Annotated in this window: 17 protein-coding genes, 3 tRNA genes and 1 pseudogene; 3 read left to right on the top strand and 18 right to left on the bottom strand. The window is 50.8% G+C overall.

The window, feature by feature from the left end; all coding sequences use genetic code 11:
- Positions 1-3 precede the first annotated feature (3 nt).
- The 5 genes and pseudogenes from KB559_RS10745 to KB559_RS10725 form a co-directional block, all read right to left on the bottom strand.
- Positions 4-891: pseudogene (locus tag KB559_RS10745) on the bottom strand (TadA family conjugal transfer-associated ATPase); the annotation flags it as partial.
- A complete protein-coding gene (locus KB559_RS10740; RefSeq protein ID WP_211021727.1) occupies positions 888-2,045 on the bottom strand; it encodes a nucleotide-binding protein in 1,158 nt (385 codons plus the stop codon). The pseudogene KB559_RS10745 and the gene KB559_RS10740, both read right to left, overlap by 4 nt.
- Before the next feature lie 135 nt (positions 2,046-2,180).
- On the bottom strand, positions 2,181-2,603 hold the full coding sequence (locus KB559_RS10735; RefSeq protein WP_211022171.1) for a thiol-disulfide oxidoreductase DCC family protein: 423 nt from the start codon (positions 2,601-2,603) through the stop codon (positions 2,181-2,183).
- A 75-nt stretch (positions 2,604-2,678) separates the two neighbouring features.
- A complete protein-coding gene (locus KB559_RS10730; protein ID WP_211021726.1) occupies positions 2,679-2,957 on the bottom strand; it encodes a hypothetical protein in 279 nt (92 codons plus the stop codon).
- Between the two features lie 195 nt (positions 2,958-3,152).
- A complete protein-coding gene (locus KB559_RS10725) occupies positions 3,153-3,575 on the bottom strand; it encodes an organic hydroperoxide resistance protein (RefSeq protein ID WP_211021725.1) in 423 nt (140 codons plus the stop codon).
- Between the two features lie 161 nt (positions 3,576-3,736).
- Here KB559_RS10725 and KB559_RS10720 point away from each other — a divergent pair, with 161 nt between their 5' ends.
- Positions 3,737-5,086: an Nramp family divalent metal transporter gene (locus KB559_RS10720; RefSeq protein WP_211021724.1), complete on the top strand. Its 1,350-nt coding sequence runs from the start codon at positions 3,737-3,739 to the stop codon at positions 5,084-5,086.
- Positions 5,087-5,147: 61 nt separating this feature from the next.
- On the opposite strand, the gene KB559_RS10715 is transcribed toward KB559_RS10720, so the two are convergent.
- The 6 genes from KB559_RS10715 to KB559_RS10690 all read right to left on the bottom strand — a co-directional run bounded on the left by KB559_RS10715 (position 5,148) and on the right by KB559_RS10690 (position 10,426).
- Positions 5,148-6,110, bottom strand: a complete 963-nt coding sequence (locus tag KB559_RS10715) for a hypothetical protein (protein ID WP_348772906.1) — start codon at positions 6,108-6,110, stop codon at positions 5,148-5,150.
- Between the two features lie 13 nt (positions 6,111-6,123).
- Complete coding sequence (locus KB559_RS10710; protein WP_211021723.1) at positions 6,124-7,329, bottom strand: ABC transporter permease; 1,206 nt, start codon at positions 7,327-7,329, stop codon at positions 6,124-6,126.
- A complete protein-coding gene (locus tag KB559_RS10705) occupies positions 7,326-8,027 on the bottom strand; it encodes an ABC transporter ATP-binding protein (protein ID WP_211021722.1) in 702 nt (233 codons plus the stop codon). Before KB559_RS10705 ends, KB559_RS10710 begins: the two co-directional genes overlap by 4 nt.
- A gap of 89 nt (positions 8,028-8,116) precedes the next feature.
- Positions 8,117-9,829 carry an alkaline phosphatase gene (locus KB559_RS10700; RefSeq protein WP_211021721.1) on the bottom strand — a complete coding sequence of 571 codons (1,713 nt, stop codon included), beginning with the start codon at positions 9,827-9,829 and terminating at the stop codon, positions 8,117-8,119.
- A gap of 136 nt (positions 9,830-9,965) precedes the next feature.
- Positions 9,966-10,048, bottom strand: a tRNA-Leu gene (locus tag KB559_RS10695).
- A gap of 63 nt (positions 10,049-10,111) precedes the next feature.
- A complete protein-coding gene (locus KB559_RS10690; protein WP_244861582.1) occupies positions 10,112-10,426 on the bottom strand; it encodes a helix-turn-helix domain-containing protein in 315 nt (104 codons plus the stop codon).
- A gap of 256 nt (positions 10,427-10,682) precedes the next feature.
- Here KB559_RS10690 and KB559_RS10685 point away from each other — a divergent pair, with 256 nt between their 5' ends.
- Both KB559_RS10685 and KB559_RS10680 read left to right on the top strand, forming a co-directional pair.
- Positions 10,683-11,309: a PAS domain-containing protein gene (locus tag KB559_RS10685; RefSeq protein WP_211021719.1), complete on the top strand. Its 627-nt coding sequence runs from the start codon at positions 10,683-10,685 to the stop codon at positions 11,307-11,309.
- 190 nt (positions 11,310-11,499) lie between these two features.
- Positions 11,500-12,351, top strand: coding sequence for a Cof-type HAD-IIB family hydrolase (locus KB559_RS10680; protein WP_211021718.1), 852 nt, complete (start codon positions 11,500-11,502; stop codon positions 12,349-12,351).
- A 65-nt stretch (positions 12,352-12,416) separates the two neighbouring features.
- On the opposite strand, the gene KB559_RS10675 is transcribed toward KB559_RS10680, so the two are convergent.
- The 7 genes from KB559_RS10675 to KB559_RS10645 all read right to left on the bottom strand — a co-directional run bounded on the left by KB559_RS10675 (position 12,417) and on the right by KB559_RS10645 (position 19,188).
- Positions 12,417-13,988, bottom strand: a complete 1,572-nt coding sequence (locus KB559_RS10675) for an alpha/beta hydrolase (protein WP_211021717.1) — start codon at positions 13,986-13,988, stop codon at positions 12,417-12,419.
- A 36-nt stretch (positions 13,989-14,024) separates the two neighbouring features.
- A complete protein-coding gene (locus KB559_RS10670) occupies positions 14,025-15,047 on the bottom strand; it encodes a FecCD family ABC transporter permease (protein ID WP_211021716.1) in 1,023 nt (340 codons plus the stop codon).
- Complete coding sequence (locus tag KB559_RS10665; RefSeq protein WP_211021715.1) at positions 15,040-16,047, bottom strand: FecCD family ABC transporter permease; 1,008 nt, start codon at positions 16,045-16,047, stop codon at positions 15,040-15,042. Before KB559_RS10665 ends, KB559_RS10670 begins: the two co-directional genes overlap by 8 nt.
- Before the next feature lie 22 nt (positions 16,048-16,069).
- On the bottom strand, positions 16,070-17,080 hold the full coding sequence (locus tag KB559_RS10660) for an ABC transporter substrate-binding protein (protein WP_211021714.1): 1,011 nt from the start codon (positions 17,078-17,080) through the stop codon (positions 16,070-16,072).
- A gap of 109 nt (positions 17,081-17,189) precedes the next feature.
- Positions 17,190-18,857 (bottom strand): helix-turn-helix domain-containing protein, encoded by a 1,668-nt coding sequence (locus KB559_RS10655; RefSeq protein WP_211021713.1) that lies wholly within the window; start codon positions 18,855-18,857, stop codon positions 17,190-17,192.
- A 169-nt stretch (positions 18,858-19,026) separates the two neighbouring features.
- Positions 19,027-19,109: transfer RNA gene (locus KB559_RS10650), tRNA-Leu, on the bottom strand.
- A gap of 4 nt (positions 19,110-19,113) precedes the next feature.
- A tRNA-Glu gene (locus tag KB559_RS10645) sits at positions 19,114-19,188 on the bottom strand.
- Between the last annotated feature and the right edge of the window lie 105 nt (positions 19,189-19,293).

The raw sequence follows: 19,293 nt of genomic DNA, 5'->3' as shown, positions 1-19,293 counted from the left end.
ATTAGATAGACTCCCGTCATGGCCAGTATTCATCGCCTGAAGCATATCCAAAGCCTCCCTTCCCCGTACCTCGCCGACGATGATCCGATTGGGCCGCATCCGTAGTGAAGAACGGATCAAATCTCTGACCGTAATTTCTCCCTTGCCTTCCGTATTGGCATTCCTCGTCTCCAGGGACACCAGATTGGGAACAGTCACGATCTGCAGCTCCGCCGAATCCTCAATCGTGATAACCCGCTCATCACCCGGGATATACTGGGACAATGCATTCAGAAAAGTCGTTTTCCCGGATCCGGTTCCCCCGCTGATAAAGATGTTGTACCTACTCCTTACTAATGTCTGCAGCCAGTTCGCCGTCTCCGTATCCAGAGATCCCTTCTCAACCAGATCCTCCATGGTCATCGGACGCTCCGGGAACTTCCGGATCGTCATGGTTGGTCCTTTAAGCGCTATAGGCGGAAGAACGATGTTTACCCGGGATCCATTCCTCAGCCTTGCATCGACGATGGGCGAGGATTCGTTTACGACCCGATTGACTCCTGACACTATGGTCTGAATAATATCCTCAAGCCTTTCCCTGGACTCGAAATGAACCGGCAGGCGCCGCACTTGCCCATCCTGTTCCACGAATATTTCCTCATGTCCGTTGATCATGATCTCGGTTACGGTAAGGTCATCGACAAGCGGCTGAAGGACATCCAAACCGCGGAATGAATCATACAACCGCCTTACCCACCTGCGTTTATCCGCTGCCGTCAGACCCGCGAGGCGCTGTTCTTCAAGCACCTGGCGCTCGATATAATCCATCAGTTGATCGTCCTGCATGGAAGAAGTCACATCCAAACCGGAGCGGATTTCCCTGCGGAGCAAGGCGAATATATCTTCCTTCATCTTGCCGCACTCCCTATCTCATCCACTCCCGCCATACCCGGATTCAACAATCGGCACAGCTTCATGACATCGCGCTGGTAGATCGGCGAATGCATCAAGGCGCCGTTTTCCCCATTTCCTTGGCTCCAAGCCGGAATAAACGATAATGTTACCGCCACGGCCATTTCTTTTCTTGCCGGAGAAAGCGCATATTCCCCGGTAACCCGATTAGCCGCAAACAGCGATTTGCCGATCACGGAGTTGTATAAGGAAGGATGGGAACGCTCGAGATGGGCCAGCCATACTTCCGTCTTTCTCATGACGCTCCAGTCTTCCGTCACAAGCCAGACCAGCTTGTCCGATCGCTCGAGAACCATTTCGGTCCGCCCGTTCGGAAACGAATCGGTATCGACGATCACCGAGTCATAGAGCCCGCTCCCCGCGATATAGTCGATCAATTCGGACGTATCCTTCCGCTCCATCTCCAACAGTTCATTCAAGTTGTCCAATGGACCGAAGGTATCCCCCTGGAGCAACGGATGTCTGTAGACATAGGCGGAGACCGGAAATTTCAAAGGTTCCCGCCTGTCCTCCGCAGCTTTCAGGTCGTACAGCAGCCGGGCCAATCCCGCGCGATGCCCGTCGCCCCGGGTTTCATGCCCTTCGCGCATAAATCCGCTCTGGATCGTCTCCAGATTCAAATAAAAGACTTTGGCTCCCTCGGCCGCCAACTGTCTGGCCATGTTCAGCGCCACCGTCGTCTTGCCGCAGCCTCCTACGGTAGACGTAACCCCGATAATCCTGGCCCTGCCGTCCATCGGAGCGATTCCTTCGCTACCCCCACGCACAATCTCAAGAAGGGAAGATAGCAATAAATGCAGCGGTTGATACTTGGCCAACTGCTTGCCTGTAAAAGTCTCTTGCTCCCCGTCGCTCAGGCGAATAAATGTGATTCTCCCATGATTTCCTTCCCCTGCGGCTTCAAGAAAAGACGATTCGCCAAGTACGGCATCCACTATTTCCGAAGACTCCGCCAAAAACTTCAAGAACGCCTCCTTCCGGCTAAATGCCGTCATGATCAGTCGCCGGGCAAACTCGCTGCATCGTACGTAATGAAGAAACGGCTCGATATATTGCTCATCTTGAACGGCAAGCACGACTCTGACTGGTAACACGGTCCACCACCTCTTCTTGGGAACGCAAAAAAGCACCGCCCAATAACCGATCTCTCGGTCAATTGGACGGTGCTTCCGTTCCGTATTCCTAAAATTTACAATTAGAATAACATAGAAGAGCTGTTCGGACAAGTCCTATTTCTCCAAGAAACGCTTCCTGATGTCCGGCGTCGGCATCATGCAGGCGTCATCCTTACCGAACCAGCGGTAGCGGTTCGCTGCTATCCAGCCGTACACAGCATCGCGGAGCGGGCGGGGAATTACAATAAAGAGATACATCAGCGGCCAAGGGAAGCGCAGCCGTCTGGCGATTCGCAGCGCAGCCGTGGAGCGGGTATAATGAACTCCGTCCTCCACAAGGACGATCGTGTTCAAAAAACCGCCTTCCGGAGTCTTTCCTTCGAGCAGGCGATCGGCCGCAGGGGATTGAAGAGAAGCAAAGTGAAATATGCCGCGCGGATCGCGTTTGATAATAAACTTCACAGCCCCCTGACAAAGGTGACAGACCCCATCAAATAAAATCACTGTATCGACCTCACGATTATTTTGTCCCAGTATCCTCGCCTCCCGAGAAACTATAGAAAAAAGCACGGAGCCAACAGCCCCGCGCCTACTATCCAGAACCTTGCGCCGTTACTCGGCCAAAGCCTTGTCAATCCATTGTCCGTCTTCGACTTGACGTCCGATATCTCCCGCAAAACTATCCATGCATTTGCATATGAAATCTTTGCGGCAGACCGGACAAGGCGTTTTCTGCAAACGGCTGATATTGGTTAGCCGCCATTCAGGAAAACGATGGTAAAACACACGGCATTCGGTGCCGTCGGCCAGCTTGACGATAAATTCGTACAATCCCTCTTTGTCGTTGCTCCCGGCCTTGGTCACGTTATCAACACTCGGTCTGTAAGACATGGTCATCACCCGCATTATCAAATTAGAATCCTGTTTTAGTACTTAGACATATTAATTAATTTTGGGCGGCGTGTCAACTTGGAAGGGGATGACAAAGACTCTCGATTGCAACAAGATGCATACCCTCCGGTCAAAAAAGAGACTTCCTTTACATTATACCCAAAGGAAGTCATTTTATTGAGAAGAAGTTCCGGCCTATTCAACAAGATTTAGTTTCACTTCGATATTCCCGCGGGTCGCTTTGGAATAAGGGCAAAAATCATGAGCCTTATGCAGCAGATCTTGGGCTTGGGAACGTTCCACACCCGGCAGCTTGACGTCGATTTCCACGGCAAGTTTAAAACCGCCGTCGCTTTCGTCTTTTCCGATGCCGACATGATGGGTTACTTCCGCGTTCTCCGCATTCACTCCAGCCTTTTCCGCTACATTGGCCAACGCGCTTGCAAAGCACGCTCCGTATCCGGCAGCAAAGAGCTGCTCCGGATTCGTTCCGCTGCCTCCCTGTCCTCCCATGGATTCGGGCATACTAAGGTCAAGTTTCAAGACGCCATCCGAGGATTCAAGCGAACCTGTGCGTCCGCCTTTTACTGTCACAGTAGCCGTATATAAAGTCTTCATGGCAATACCTCCTTAAAGCCAATATAAAATGGGGGGGTCACAGTCCATTTAAAGCAATACGGCCGATTTGAAACGGACAAACCCCAAAAAGTTTCCCTAGACAAAAACTCTTGGAGGTGTACAATATAAAAAGATCTTTTCAATAGATAGGGTGAGATACCATGAATGAGACTCAAGATAAAGCAGAGGCCGGTATCCCCGGGTGGAGAATGAACGGCGATCAGCCTTCTCTGCCGGAAGCCCATCGCTCCATGCGCATTCCGGCGACTGGCTCTTGGTTCAGGAAATTTCTGGCCTTTGCCGGACCCGGCTATATGGTTGCCGTCGGTTATATGGATCCAGGGAACTGGGCGACCGACATCGAAGGCGGTTCACGCTTCGGCTACACGCTTTTATCCGTTATTTTGTTATCCAATCTTATGGCAGTCCTGCTCCAGTCCCTCTCCGGCAAGCTCGGCATTGTAACCGGCAAGGATTTGGCGCAGGCCTGCCGTGACAATTATTCCAAACCTGTCGTCATCACACTCTGGCTGCTCTGCGAATTGGCGATCGCCGCGACGGACCTGGCTGAAGTCATCGGGGCCGCAATTGCGCTTAATCTGCTTTTCGGATTGCCGATCATTTACGGGGTGATGATCACCGCCGTGGACGTTTTGCTTATACTATTGCTTCAGAACAAAGGATTTCGAACGCTGGAAATTTTCGTCGTCGTCCTTATCGCTACGATCGGGATTTGCTTCGGCATCGATCTGTTTCTCTCCAAACCGGATATGGGGCAGGTCGCCCTCGGTTATATTCCTAACGCGGACATCATCCGCCGGCCGGAAATGCTCTATATCGCGATCGGTATATTGGGAGCGACAGTCATGCCGCACAATCTGTATTTGCACTCCTCCATCGTGCAAACCAGACAGTATGACCGGACTCCGGCCGGCAAACGGCAGGCGATCAAGTTCGCGACCTGGGATTCGAGCATCGCGCTAACATTCGCTTTGTTTATTAACTCGGCGATCTTGATCGTTTCCGCCGCGACATTCCACTCTGCGGGAATGACCCAGGTCGCCGATATCAGCGAAGCCTACCACCTGCTTACTCCGATTGTAGGCACCACTCTGGCAAGCGTCATGTTTGCGGTCGCGCTGCTTGCATCCGGGCAGAACTCTACGTTGACCGGGACGCTCGCCGGGCAGATCGTCATGGAAGGCTTCGTGAACATCCGCCTGACTCCTTGGCTGCGACGTTTGATTACGCGCCTGATCGCTATCATCCCGGCCGTTATCGTTACCGCCATTTACGGGGAAAGAGGGACTCAGGATCTGCTTATTTTTAGCCAGGTCATTCTTTCGTTACAGCTTCCGTTCGCCGTAATTCCGCTGGTCAGGTTCACCTCGAGTAAAACGAAGATGGGCGAATTCGCCAACAAGCTTTGGCTGAACATTCTGGCCTGGCTTATCGCCGGCGTTATCGTCGTGCTGAACGTATACCTGCTGGTTCAAAGTATCCTGTTCTGATAAGAACCCCCGCCTGCGTCTTGAAATCAAGGCGCTGCGGGGGTTTTGATTCTATCCGAAGCTACTCCTTGATCTCTTTAAAGGAGGCATCATAAAGCCGGAACATGGTTTTATAACCGGATTCGTCTATTTTGATCCCGACATCGAGCCGGCCCGTTATTTCGAGGGGCTCCGATTTATATCTCAATTTGACATCCTCCGGAACAAACACAATCATAATTTTATTCCAGTAAGTTTCGTCCCCGTTATCAAAAGGACACTCCGCTCCCGGTTCGGGAATAAGCAGGAACCAGTTATTTTCAAAAGACAACACTTCTCCCATAAACCCCTTGATCGTTACGGTTGATCCGCTTAAGTCCCAGAATGCTTCGGATGGAGTCGTTTGATCGTCGCCGTCAAAAAATTGGGACCATCCGATCGGCTGAGCCCCCTTTTTATCCTTAACACCTGATGTGGCTTTATTCCCTTGGGATGTATCGGGCTTTGTAGAAGCAACGTTTGCTGTCGCTTTACCGGAGACCGCGTTGCTATCTTTCCCCGTTCCCGCCTTTACCTTGGTTTGCGTTTCCGTCGATTTCAGCTCCTTTGACGTCGTTTGCTCCTTCGCCGAAACCGCTCCGCCCGTGGAGTTCGTCCGTCCATCCGGCTTGTTCTCCACCTGGCTTTCCAAATCCTCCGGCTGTTCTGAAGCGGACTTTGGCAATGGAGCTAGAGCTGCCTTCTTTTCCTCAGGCGAAGCTGCCTTCTTCTCCTCAGCGGTTGGATCTTCTTCCTTCACTTTATCTCCGGCTTTTTCTGTTTCCTGTACTTGGCTCGGTACTCCTGTTGAAGCCGATTCAGCTTCTGCTAACCCCGTCTTCGCAGGAACTTCTTCGCTCGAACCGGACTTTGACGGCAAAGAACCGGCGGCCTCTCCAAAAGAACCAGCAGACGGAGTAAGCGCCTTGTTTTGACCGCAGCCCTGCATAAGCATCGCAAAAACGATGATAGAAGGTAGCAGCCCCCATACCCATGTTTTTTTCACCTCATCTACCTCCTTAAGCTTTGAACAAGGCGAGCGGATCCAGCCGATACATCCGGACAGCGGGCAGCAATGCAGCTGCGATTCCGATCGCGAGAGTGCCTGCTGCGATTAAAGCGTGATCACCTGAAACAAGGAACGGTGAAATTTGAATTCCGGCGTATTGAAACAGAGCGTCCCGCAAAAAGTAACCACCGACATGACCCGCCGCAATCCCAAGGACGAGCCCGGCCCCTGTCAGAACCAGACCTTCGCCCAACATGGCCATCACGATATAACCACGCGTTTTCCCCAAAAGACGCAGCAGCCCCGCATCCTTCGTCCGCTCTCCTGCAGCGGCGATCAAGGAAAGCAGGATCGACACCGCAGCCAGCAAAATGCATAGCGCCGTCACGATTCCAAGCAGTTCGGAGCCTTTATCCACGAGATTAACCACATCGGCAACCGCTTTGCTTGTATAAATAACTTGAACCCGGCCTTCTCCTTCAAGCAAGGACCGTAAATCCTGCCCGGCCTGCAGGGTTGCTGGCTTCACAAGGATAGCCGTTATATCGCGGTCTTCTGCGGCTTCCCCATGAACAGCCCATGCATAGTCCACCGTCGTAAAAATAGCCCGGTCATCCGGGGTATTCAGCCGCGGCAAAATTCCCTTGACCGTATAGACAAAACCCTCATGTTCATCATGCTCTCCGTGATTCTCCTCTTCTTCGAGATGAACCTCTTCCACCAGGCCATGCGCCCCTGAAAACGTATCTCCGACCTGCACATGAAGCATTTTCGCCGCATAAGCACCGATCACGACTTCTCCGGTCTGCCCATATAAATGCCCTTCTGTCATCGGCTGATCGCCGTACCTGGTCATAAAATATTGCGGATCGATACCGACGATCGGATATTCGTTATAATGGTCACCTGTCGTCAAAGCGTACGCCTTTTCGACGGAGTTGTTCTCACGCACCTTCTCCAGTGTTTCACCAGGTATATTCCCGGTTGGTGCACCAACATGATAAAACGTGTTCAACACAAGCTGACTTTCGCTGCCCGCCGCCCCGATCACCAAATCGAACGGACCATAGCCTTTCTCCGCTCCTTGCTCTACACCCGCTTTTGACAAGGTAAGCAAAATGATAAAGGCGACGGTTGCGGAGACGGACACAATCGTCAACAGCGATAAATATTTACGGTGCAGCAAATTTTTAAATAAATAACGGAGGAGACTCATATCGCAAGCCCCCCTTGCTTACGAACCCGGCGATGAATTTCGTTAATTTCATGAATGTGCCTGCATGCCGGGAAACGCTCCGCCATTCTTAAATCATGGGTAACGACAAGCAGGGTATGACGGTCGCTCCCGCATAGCTCCAGCAGGAGCTCCGCGATTTCGTCCGCGGTCTCCCAGTCCAGACTGCCTGTCGGTTCATCGGCAAGGACCAGCGATGGTCCTGAGATCAGCGCCCGGATAATGGCCACACGCTGCTGTTGTCCTCTGGAGAGCTGGGAGGGCTTATGATCCCTCCGCTCCAGCATCCCAACCCGTTCAAACCAGTGGTTGATGAGTTCGAGGCGTTCGCTCCGCCCGGTATTCCGGTTCCCGGGTAAAGCGATCTCCACATTTTCTTTCGCCGTAAGAGAGGGTATGAGATGAAAATCCTGAAGAATGTAACCGATATGCTCTCCCCGAAAACGGTCTCGGAGTGCCTCGCTCATGCCGGATAGCTTGTTCTCTCCGATCAGGATATCCCCTTCATCCGGCCGCATAATGCCGCTAATCAAGTGAAGCAACGTGCTTTTGCCGGAGCCGCTCGGTCCGGTAATCGCGATTTTTTCGCCTTGTCCGACATGCCATTCCGGAATGTCCAGAATCGGAATCTCTTTTCCCGCCACATGAAACTGTTTCCTCAAACCGCGGATCTGAAGCATGACTCTTCCCCCTAACCATCATGAAAAGGAAAACAGGAGAAGCGGCTTCTCCTGTTTTCTTCTGCCTTGTTTTGTCTTGACCTGTTCCGTTAATTTAATTGGATCCGTTCCGACAAAGCATCCCATTTCAGCGTTTTGCCGGTAAGCTGATTGAATGCCGACAGCGGCAGGTATAAGGTTCCGTTGTCCACGTCTACGGTAAAGGAAGCGGACTTGCCGCCCGTTTTGGCCGTTCCCGCGCCAAGATCGACGGTTATGGTTGCGCCTTTTCCGGTTAATGTCACGTTATTTCCGGTTGCCTGGTAAGTTCCTCCAAGCGATTCGGTTAAAGCTTTAGCCGGATAGAGCACCTCTTTGTCACGGTTAATTTTGAACTTCGGATACAAATGCTTAGATTGCAAATTGGAGGTGGCTTTGGATAAGTCAACACCAAGCACTTCCGCCCCGGCAATCGCGATTTGCGTATTGTCGACCTGCCCTTTCAGCTTATCGGCAATCGGTCCGTAAGCCCAAACGCCTACATCCACCGCCGAATGGCCGTGACCGGACCAGCCGATCAACAAACGCTTGGAGATGACGGCGTTATATCCGCCTTCCCGCTTATAGGAAGAACCGTCTCCATCCAAAATCTGCTGTGCTTCCTCATTGGTCAAATCGTTAATCCAAGTGTTTTCGGACACGATTTTCTTGATATCGGCTACCGTTTTGGCTCCATCCAATGCGGCGATCAAGGACTCCGACGAATGCTTCTGCTTATCCCACAGATCGATATTTACCTCGTAAATATTATCTCTGGACAGCGACAGTCCGCCTGTCTCATGGTCCGCGGTTACTACGACGGAAGTATTTCCGTTCTTTTTCGCAAAATCTATCGCAACTTTAAAAGCGGCATCGAAGTCCAGGGCTTCCTGCACCATGGTCGGAAGATCGTTGGCATGTCCGGCATGGTCGATCCGGCCGCCTTCAATCATGATCGCAAAGCCGTCCGAATCTGCAGACAGGATTTCCAGCGCTTTGGATGTCATATCCGCAAGGCTTGGCGTTTCCGACGATCTATCCGGTACGTAAGCAACATGCGAGCCACCGAACAGCCCAAGCACCTTGGCGTCTTTCGCGGTCAGCGACTTCAGGCTTTGTGCATTCTCTACTATTTTGTAGCCCTTGGCCTCAAAATCAGGGAGCAGGTTTTTATCAGTCCGTTTGCCCTTCTCCTCTTTGGTCACGAAGAAAGATTTGCCTCCGCCGAACAATACATCCACTCCGCTGTCCAGATATTGGGAAGCAATCGCACTTTCGTTGTCGCGGCTCCGGACATGCGAAGCATATACGGCCGGAGTAGCGTGAGTAATCCGTGCAGTCGTCACGAGGCCTGTAGATTTTCCGTTAATTTCGGCCGCTTCAATAATGGAAGCGAAAGGCTTGGAAACATCCTCATTGGAAACGCTGATGCCCGCATTATAGGTTTTATGTCCGGTTGCAAAAGCGGTTCCGGCCGAAGCCGAATCCGTAACGATTCCGGAGACGATCGTACCGCCGTCTTCACCGCGGTCGGCGTATGTAGTAGCCTGCCCGACGTAATAGGGGTCGAGGTTCAATTTATCAATTCCTTTGACATACTGCTGATAATACCGTGCTGCCGATACTTGCGCCGGCCCCATGCCGTCCCCGATCAATACGATCAGATTTTTCGACTTCCCGCCTGCCGCTTCATTCCCGTTTTCTTTAGCGACGGCCGCCGGCCCGGCTGCGATGACAGATAATGCTAACCCGGAAGCTGCAAGCCCTCTCCAGAATTTATTCATTTTGTCCCCTCCCATTTATTGACACTATGTAGAGTTTAAAGGGCCAGTATTAGGGGAATGTCAGAGAAATGTTCCGGATACGTAAAAAAAGAAAGTCCCCGGACCATGTCCAGGGACTTTCCTTTGTTAAATATGATGCGGTCGAGAGGACTCGAACCTCCACGGGCATACGCCCACTACCCCCTCAAGATAGCGTGTCTGCCATTCCACCACGACCGCTCGGCAGTTTCAGAAACGAACATTTTTTATTATATAATTGTGTTTACTAAATGTAAAGTGGAATTAATTCCCTCCCTCTTTCTTGTGTTTCCGATACCTTGCAAACTCCAGATACTCTTGAATAAAGAGCGCCTCTTTTGGTGTTAAATCGCCGGCCAGCTTCTCCCAGTTCATCGTGAGGTTGGCTGCGTATACAGCGCTGCTTTCCTGAATCTGTATAGCGGTTCTTTCGCGACCGGTCAAAAGCCAATCCAAACTGACATCAAAATAAGCTGATATCTCGATCAATTTGTTCGTGCTCGGCGTCGACTTTCCCCGTTTCCAATCTCCCAGATTTCCCGTACTGATTCCTAGTTCGAGACAAAACTCCTTTTTCATGAGACCTTTAGTCTTAATCAAAAGTTCAATCCTGTCATAGATAGACAAACTTCTTCGACCTTCCTTCAAAATACGCCGGATTACGCATTTAAGTATTCATTATTGTTAAATAACGTTTTTACGCATATAATGAACTGAACACTTTTTTGTGCTCCTGTCATCGGCCAATTATAACATAAAATTTCCAACAAATAATAGGCCGAGCAGCCTATGTATGTTTCTATTCATCTAATTTTGGACTATAGGAGCGTAAACCGTGACCGAACCCCTTTCTTTACTGAAGGAAGCCGCACATTTTCTTCCCAAAGGCGTGGCCTTCGTCGATCCCAATGGAACGATTCAATTCGTCAACCGGACTTGGGTAAAGCTTGCGTTATTGCACGGGTTATCCCCGCTGTGGGATCGTCCGGGATTAAATCTCGAGCGACATTTCGAGAACTTCATTGGTGACAATGCACCACTCGTCCGCGAATTGTGGCCCAGTTTAAAGTGTATTCTGGAAGGTAACAGCCTCTACTACTCCACCGAGATTTACTCTAACCACCTAGAATCAAGATGGTATCTCTTGGAAGCGGTTCCGCTTAATTTGGAAGGGATGATACGGCTTCGCGGCATGCTGCTTGTATATTCCGACATTACGGGCTATAAGGAGCTTGAATCACAATTAAAAGAGGCCACTTGTCAAATTCGTACCTTGCGCGGTTTACTGCCAATCTGTGCGGTATGTAAGCAAATCAAGGACGAGCAAGAAAACTGGAATTCCATCGAAGAATACTTAATGAAGCATACCCATGCCGAATTTACCCACGATATTTGTCCCGAATGCATCAGGCTGTTGTATCCGCAATATTCCTCAATCTTGGACCAGCCGAACGATCTATAGCAGCCCAATCATTCCTGCCATGACCCCTGCCATCCTCTCTACACTAACGACACCACTTCGTTCACATTACACTTAGCCCGACTGCATACCGTTCCATACTTCACATACAATAAGGGTTGACCTGAAATGCATTTCATGTTTTATACTCATTCCAGCACAGGCAGACAACTTGAGACAAGGAGGAATAATCATGAAATTAATTGCTATAGATTTGGACGGAACGCTGTTGACCTCGGAAAGCAAACCGAGCGGGGAGGGGCTGGCTGCGATCCGTGACATGCTGGAACAACGCCATCATCGAGTCGCAATTTGCACAGGAAGAGCCGGCTATGATGTGCGCCATCTGGTAGGAGACGATATAAAGCTGCCCATCATTTCATTTAACGGAGCGGCTATTCATGACGAGAACGGCCAATTATTAAAAGAAACGCCGATTAAGCGTCAAACCGCTATGGAGGCTATCGCCTATTTGGAAGAGCAGGATGTTTATTTTGAAATCTTTTGCCCGGATGCCATCTACTCTCCTTCACGGGGTGAAGATAAGCTGCGTGCGGAGATGGATGTAAACAAGAGCGCCAATCCCGATATAGACTACGATCAATTATGGGAGAGCGCGCTTGTCCAGTTTGTACAATTCGGCATCAAACCTACCGAACAGCCTCTGGACATCATCAAATCCGGGAATTCAGCGTACAAGCTCCTTATCTTTACCTATAATGAAACCAAACTGAATGCGATCCGAAGCCACTTTGATAACCATCCTTACGTACACACCACTTCCTCTGCCGACCATACGCTGGAAGTCATTTCGACCGAAACGGACAAAGGACGAGCTCTGCAGTTTCTGGCGGAACACTACGAGGTGCCCCTGGAAGACACAGTGGTCATCGGGGACAGCTATAACGATATATCCATGTTCCGTATCGCGGGTACCCGCATCGCTATGGGTAATGCCGTGGATGAGATCAAAAAGCTCAGTACTGCCGTAACCCGAAAGAATGACGAACATGGTGTATCTTATGCGTTGAAGCATCTGATCTAATACGTCAAGTATCAAAAAATAACCGCCGGAAGACATCTCAGTCTCTTGGCGGTTATTGTTCGTTCTTATTCATATTGGGTTGCGAATCGCAGCAGCGGACTCATCAAAGAAGGTAGCACGGACACATGCCCTTCTTCCTCGATTTCTTTAAACATTACGGAGAGACCGGTTTCGGTCAACCGCAGCCTCCTCACCAGCTCTCTCGCATCCCGGATCATAGATTCCTTTTCTTCCGTGCCCACGATAACGAGCAGTTCTGGTGTTCTTCCCGATGCGGTAAACTGCGGCTTGACTTCCTCCCACTTGCTATAAAGCATCTTATTCTTCCACCAGACGGACGGACTTGCCGCTGCATAACGCTGGAACGTTCCCGGACGCGCGAACAACCCGTACAAGGTCAAAAATCCGCCAAGCGAATGCCCAAACAAGGTCTGTCTGGAAGTATTGATCCTTACATACCGCTCAACTTCTGGCTTAAGCTGCTGCTCGATAAAATCAAGAAATACATCCGCTCCTCCCGTTTTCGGCCAGGCAAGACCTCCCGGACGAAGGGGAAGTTCACTGGCGTCCGCATATACCGTATAATCACGGAACCTCTCTCCGCTAACGATCGGATCATTGGAATCATACCCGATTCCAACGATAACAGCCGCAGGGATTCCATGAGGTCCACGCGCCTGCATCCGCATGGATTCCGCCAGAGTTGCAAAGGACGCATTGGCATCTAGCGAATAAATAACCGGGTACCCTTCCTCCGGCAGAGGACTGTCGGGCACGGCGATGAAGATTCTATATTCATGGCCTGTTCCCTTGGCGGTCATTCGCCAGACCACCGTTCCCGGGACGGAATACCGGCTTGTATCACCCCTGACGGAAACCGGCGATTTAGGGACAGGACCAAATAGCCGCTTCAGCGCTTCGGGAAATCTTTTTATCATAAATAAATCGTCATGCGTTCCCTCAGGCTCAAACTCAAAGGTCAAGCGGTCTTCCGGGAATCCCCGCTCCTGCAGAAGCTTGTGCAATTCCTCATTATACCTGACCATATTTCGTTGTGAGTTCGTCTTGTATTTCCCTTCTAAACCTCCAATGGACATATAAATCCGGAGATCACGCTGGAGATCATACTGCAGCTCTGAGGAATTGCTGATAAATTCCATGACCCCTTCGTACCAAAGAGAAGCCGACAAAAGACCGAGCCGCCCGAATACCTCGGGTCTCCAATATCCTGCAAACCAGGAGATCAAGCCGCCGAGCGATCCGCCGATCATCGCCGTATGCTCCGGCTCCTTCAAAGTCCGGTAGTTGGCATCGATGTAAGGTTTGAGAACATCCGCAACCTCATCTACGTAATCTCTGCCTTTGCCGCCGAATCCATCGCCATTCCCGCCCACCGAACCGGCAGGCCACGGCGTATATTCAGCATTCCGGTCCTCCGTTTCCAGCCCGACCAGAATCACTTCGCCTAACTGTTCCGAAGCAAACAGATGTTCAAGATACCGGATGCATCCCGTAAACAGAAAGCCTCCATCCTGGACGTAAGCCACCGGATAACGGCGGTCGGAATCTTCATAGGATGGCGGCAAATACAACAGCACTTCTCTAGTCCCAATCGTCATCTGTCTAAAAAGCTTCATTTACACATCATGCCCCCTCTGTCGAGCCTCTGCTTTTTATTTTCTGCTCCGAAGCAGCAGGTAGACGAAATAAGGCACTCCCAGAATGGACACCACAATACCTGCTGCCAATTCGGCAGGAGCAAATAAGGTTTTGCCGATAAAATCGCTAATGACGACGATTGCCGCCCCTGCGACACCGCTGACCGGGAGAATATGCTTATGCCGTAATCCAACCAGCTGCCGCGCCAAATGAGGAGCGATTAATCCGACGAAGCTGATCGAACCCGAAACGGCGACGCTTGCGCTAACCAGGCCGATGCTGCACAGCAATAACAGGTTCTTCTCCCGCTCCACCGCTACGCCAAGCCCTTTTACGCTATCTTCGGTCATCTGGAACAGATCGAGCACATGTGAACGGAGCCAGATGACCACAGGAATCGTCAACATCCAGGGCAGCGTGGCGACGACAAACTTCCAATTGGCGCCATGAAGACTGCCGGCCAGCCAAACTGCGGCCGTTTCATAGTCCTGCGGATTCATCTTAAGCGAGACGTACATCGTCACGGCGCCAAATCCGGAGCTCATCGCGATTCCGACCAGAATCAAGCGCTGGGGATCCAGCTTGCCGCCCTGTCTTGCAAATAAAAAGATGACCGCCGTGGCAGCAATCCCTCCGACCAGTCCAAACAGCGGCATCGCCATCACGCCCATCCAGCCGGTCAGGCTCATGGTGCCCTGGATCAGCAGCATAAACAAGACGACCGCCATGCCGGCCCCCGCGTTAATCCCCAGAATCCCGGGATCGGCCAGTCCATTGCGCGTAATCCCTTGAATAACCGTCCCGGCAATACCCAGCGCGAAGCCGATAAGCAGCCCCAATACGATCCGGGGAAGCCGGAAATCGAAGATGACCAGATCATAATCCGCCTGATGATGGATGCGCAGAATCGTTTTTAAAATGTTCATTACGGAAATGTCGAACGTCCCGTTAGTCAAGCTGAAGTAGACCGCAACGAATACGACCAGGATTCCGCATGCCAGCACCGTGACGAACCTGCCGTTCGAAGATTTAGGCACGCTGTTCCCCTCCCTTCGTCCTGATGAGATAAAGGAAGAACGGCACGCCGAACAAGGCGGTCACGACACCCACCGGAGTTTCGAACGGGTAGTTCAGGAACCGGGCGATAATATCGCTGGCCGTCAGGAACAGACCTCCCAGTACCCCGGATACGGGGATGACCCACCTGTAATCGGAACCGGACACAAATCTCGCGATATGGGGGATGATCAACCCGACAAACGCAACCTTGCCGGCCAGCGCCACGGACACCCCGGTCAAAATGACGACCGCCAGCATGGCGAGTCCTTTCACCAGCCATATCCGCATACCCAGCCCCGCCGCCGTCTCTTCGCCCAGGGATAACGCCGAGACTGATTTCGTCAAGGTCAGGCTTAGCAGCAAGCCTGCGATCGCAAATGGAATGCTAAGCTTGATCAATTCCGGGTCCAATTGATGCAGCCGGGCATTATACCAAAAGCTGACTTTTTGCGATAGCTGAAAATACGCAGCAACCGCGCTCGCGGTCCCGCTCAGAAAACTTCCGATCACCGTACCCAAAATCGCCAGCCGCACGGGGCTCATTCCCTGGGGAATCGCCCATGCCAGACCGAATACGATTGCCGCACCTGCCGCAGACCCGAGCAGCGAGCTTAAAATGTAGAGATCCGGATGAGCATTCGGCATAAGGACCATGAACAAGGTCACGGCAAACACCGAACCGTCCGATACGCCCATAATCGAAGGAGAGGCAAGATAGTTCCTTGTAATCCCCTGCATCAGCGCCCCTGAAATCGCGAGAAAGGCACCGATGAGCATAGCGCCTACGGCTCTCGGCAGTCTGGAGGTCATCACGATTTGGTGATCAAGACTGTTTTGGTCAAATGAAAATACCGCATTCCAGACGGTATCGAAGGTCATATTTTTTGCGCCGTAACGGATGGATACCATGATCAATAAAAGAGCGACTGCCGGAGCCATCGCTAGGATGAACGCCGGCAGTATTTTTTTGTGTCTCATTTTCAACACGCCTTATTCTAAGCTATTTTGTCAACTGACTAACCGCTGCTTTCAGAAATTCGATCTTACTGTAAGCCGTGCCCCCTTGAGCCAAAGGATCAACCACATTGACGAACAGTTTTCCGTTTTTGACGGCGGATATGTTTTTGATGATCGGGTCATTCTGGAACTCTTCGAGCGCATTAGGCGTGTCTTTGTTTTCGTCCGGGGAGAATTGCAAGAACAGGTAGTCCGGATTCATTTCCGCAAACTTCTCTTTGGATACCAGTTCCTGTGCTTTTGCTGCCTTAACTTCCGCCGGCACGGTAAAGCCGAGTTCCTCGTACAGGACAGGATTAAAGAACACTTTTTCCGGATAAATGTACAATTCACCTGCACGGATACGTAGCGCGATTACTTTTCCACCTTTTACGGTATCGCTAAGCTGTGACTTGGCTGTCTCCAAATCCGCCTTGTATTTCTCAATCGTCTGTTTGGCCTGCTCCTGCTTTCCACTCAATTCTCCAAGCAATTGCAGGTTGCTTTCCCAATCCGTAGAGACATGGGAGTAAGGAATGGTTGGGGCAATTTTACTCAGCTGTTCCATCACTTCCGGCTTGAACTTGGTGCTCCCCAGGATTACGTCTGGCTTCAGAGCTAAAATCGTCTCGAAATTCGGCTCGGTCTTTTCGCCGACGGATTCGGCATCCGTTGTAATCGATTGGAACAGCTCCGGAAACTCGCCGGAGAACGTGATGGCTCCAACCGGTTTTACGTCAAGTACGATCGAGTCTTCCATCGCTTCGACGGCCCCGGTAATGACAATTCGTTCTGTCTTCGCCGGCAGCGTATATTCCTTGTCCAGGTATTTCACGGTTCTGGTTTCTTGCTGTGCTTGCTGTGCCTCGGAATTCTCCGACGCTTCCACATTTGTCTCAGCATTTGCAGTTGCGTTGCCGGAAGCAGTTCCGGATGTCTCTTTCTTCTCTCCGCAAGCCGTTAATGCTAGCATAAATACTAATAACAACCCCACGATCCACTTCGTCTGTTTCATTTATACCTGCTACTCCCTTCCTATCTCCAATATATTGATAATGATAATTATTATCATTTTTATCGTAAAGAGAATCGGCATTTTTCGCCATGGAATATTACCGGAACTTTCATGGATTATTTACGGAAATGATATCCTCGATCTCCTCCAACATTCGCAATATAGCGATAGGAGAATATTCCCGCCAAGGATAAGACGAGAGTACATGCACCCTTCCGGCCCGAACCGCAGGGAGGCCCATCCATTCGGGAGAGGACTGTAGCGTCTTCCAGTATTCCAGAGTTTCCGTGTCTTGACGAATCAGCAGCCATAAATGGTCCGCATCACAATCGACCAGATGGGAAGTTGTAAAGGGATTCGTATGAGCGTTGTTGTCCATTAAAGATGAAGGCATAAAACCTAAAATCCCGAACAATACCTCGTTGATCCCCGGTCCTTGATTCAGGCATAACTCGTTTCTATGAAAACGGAGCGGCAACATGCGAGAGTTCAAGCTCATATCCTGCTCATTCCGGAGCTTCCGGCAAACGACCGCCCGTTTCCGGTTGTATCCTTCGAGCCATCGATCGGCTTCCTCCATTCTCCCAAGCAGCTCTGCTAATTCACGAAGCTGGGCTTCCCAGCCAATGACATTTTCCTTCATTTCATATATAGGTGCTATCTCTTTTAGACGTTCTTTCTCCCAAGGCTCGACACCTGTGGCGCACAGGATCAAATCCGGCTGTGAAGCGCTGAGCTTTTGCAAGTTTTCTTCCTTGTTATGGTTCTGCCGATAGGCACTGAGGTGAACGGGAACGATCGGCGCGAGAGACTGATGATAATAACGGGACCATTTAGGATGAAGCGGCGCGGCATAAGGGGTGACCTCAAGCGGGATCAGATAACCGAGAATCGATGAGGAGCCGTACACGGCAAGTTTATTTTTGTGCGTCTTCATATAGGCTGACGGCGGGAGACCGAACTCTTTTTTAAACTTCCGGCTAAAATAAAATTCGTCCCTGTATCCCACCTGATGGGCGACTTCCCGAAGTAAACGGCCCGTGCCCAGCATAAGCTGCTTCGCCTTATTCATTCGGATTTGAGTCAAGAATTCCATGACGCCGGAACCGTATGTCTTCTTGAACACCTCGGCAAAATATTTCGGGCTCAGCTCAGCGATCCCGGCAAGCTGTTCCGTTGTTAAATCTTCACCGTAATGCTCTTCCATATATATTCTGGTCTTCTCCAGAATCCGGGTTTTATCCTGATTGTTGAAGTTTTGCCCGCTCGTCTCCAGAATTTCATACAGCATTTCCTGAAAATCGACCTGGGCTCTCCACTGCTTTAGGAGTTTTTGGTGACGGGAGTTTTGATAAATCGAAAAGGCCCAGTGGTGTACCCGGTCTTCTGCCGAAGCCAAGCCTATCATCCCCTCTGGAAATATTCCTGCCGGCACCCCTTCGCATAATGCATGGTCGGATGAGTCTCCCGTCTGGAACACGCTGAATTGAAACACCGCGATGCTGACATTTGCCCCGGAAACGGCACGGATTCCGAAAGTGCTGTTCGGAGGACAAAAGCAGGCGGTTCCTTTGGCCATTCGGGTAACCTGCTCGTTCCTTTCCATACTGGCCTCTCCTTCAAGCAGGATGATCAGTACCATATTCCAAGTCAGGCATGGATCTAAAGGCAGTTCTTGTCCACCATAGATTCCCATCTCCCATAACCGGATGGTCCAAGCATTTCCGCCGGAGGATTGCCGAGCTCCAGGGCCGTCAGTATTATAATTGGTCAGCAAATTAATTCCACCTTATTGATAATGGTTATCATTATCATATAGATACCATAACGAGGTTCCCCTGTCCAGAAAATATGTCCGAGAAATATCCGCCATTCTTATGCCGGTTCTATGTATGCTGAATGCAACAAAAAAGCCCCTGCATATGCAGGAGCTTTCCAGTTTTGTATGCGGTCGAGAGGACTCGAACCTCCACGGGTATACACCCACTACCCCCTCAAGATAGCGTGTCTGCCATTCCACCACGACCGCAAATTGGTGACCCGTAGGGGATTCGAACCCCTGTTACCTCCGTGAAAGGGAGGTGTCTTAACCCCTTGACCAACGGGCCTTATTTAATTTCGCTCTGAAGCAGCGACAAGATTGAGTATACCAAATACCAATATACCTTGCAACACTTTTTTTGTATTTTTTTTCGAATGTAATAATAAGCATT

The organism is Paenibacillus sp. Marseille-P2973 (genome assembly GCF_018101095.1).
Classification (GTDB): Bacteria; Bacillota; Bacilli; order Paenibacillales; family Paenibacillaceae; genus Fontibacillus; species Fontibacillus vini.
The sequence above is the reverse complement of the archived record's forward strand: the minus strand, read 5'-3'. Positions and strand labels throughout refer to the sequence as shown.

What these genes read in the sequence shown, in the direction of transcription:
- KB559_RS10730 (WP_211021726.1), bottom strand. Translation starts at nt 2,957, where the DNA reads ATGTCTTACAGACCGAGTGTTGATAACGTGACCAAGGCCGGGAGCAAC.
- KB559_RS10705 (WP_211021722.1), bottom strand. Translation starts at nt 8,027, where the DNA reads ATGCTTCAGATCCGCGGTTTGAGGAAACAGTTTCATGTGGCGGGAAAA.
- KB559_RS10700 (WP_211021721.1), bottom strand. Translation starts at nt 9,829, where the DNA reads ATGAATAAATTCTGGAGAGGGCTTGCAGCTTCCGGGTTAGCATTATCT.
- KB559_RS10720 (WP_211021724.1), top strand. Translation starts at nt 3,737, where the DNA reads ATGAATGAGACTCAAGATAAAGCAGAGGCCGGTATCCCCGGGTGGAGA.
- KB559_RS10660 (WP_211021714.1), bottom strand. Translation starts at nt 17,080, where the DNA reads ATGAAACAGACGAAGTGGATCGTGGGGTTGTTATTAGTATTTATGCTA.
- KB559_RS10665 (WP_211021715.1), bottom strand. Translation starts at nt 16,047, where the DNA reads ATGAGACACAAAAAAATACTGCCGGCGTTCATCCTAGCGATGGCTCCG.
- KB559_RS10725 (WP_211021725.1), bottom strand. Translation starts at nt 3,575, where the DNA reads ATGAAGACTTTATATACGGCTACTGTGACAGTAAAAGGCGGACGCACA.
- KB559_RS10690 (WP_244861582.1), bottom strand. Translation starts at nt 10,426, where the DNA reads ATGAAAAAGGAGTTTTGTCTCGAACTAGGAATCAGTACGGGAAATCTG.
- KB559_RS10710 (WP_211021723.1), bottom strand. Translation starts at nt 7,329, where the DNA reads ATGAGTCTCCTCCGTTATTTATTTAAAAATTTGCTGCACCGTAAATAT.
- KB559_RS10680 (WP_211021718.1), top strand. Translation starts at nt 11,500, where the DNA reads ATGAAATTAATTGCTATAGATTTGGACGGAACGCTGTTGACCTCGGAA.
- KB559_RS10675 (WP_211021717.1), bottom strand. Translation starts at nt 13,988, where the DNA reads ATGAAGCTTTTTAGACAGATGACGATTGGGACTAGAGAAGTGCTGTTG.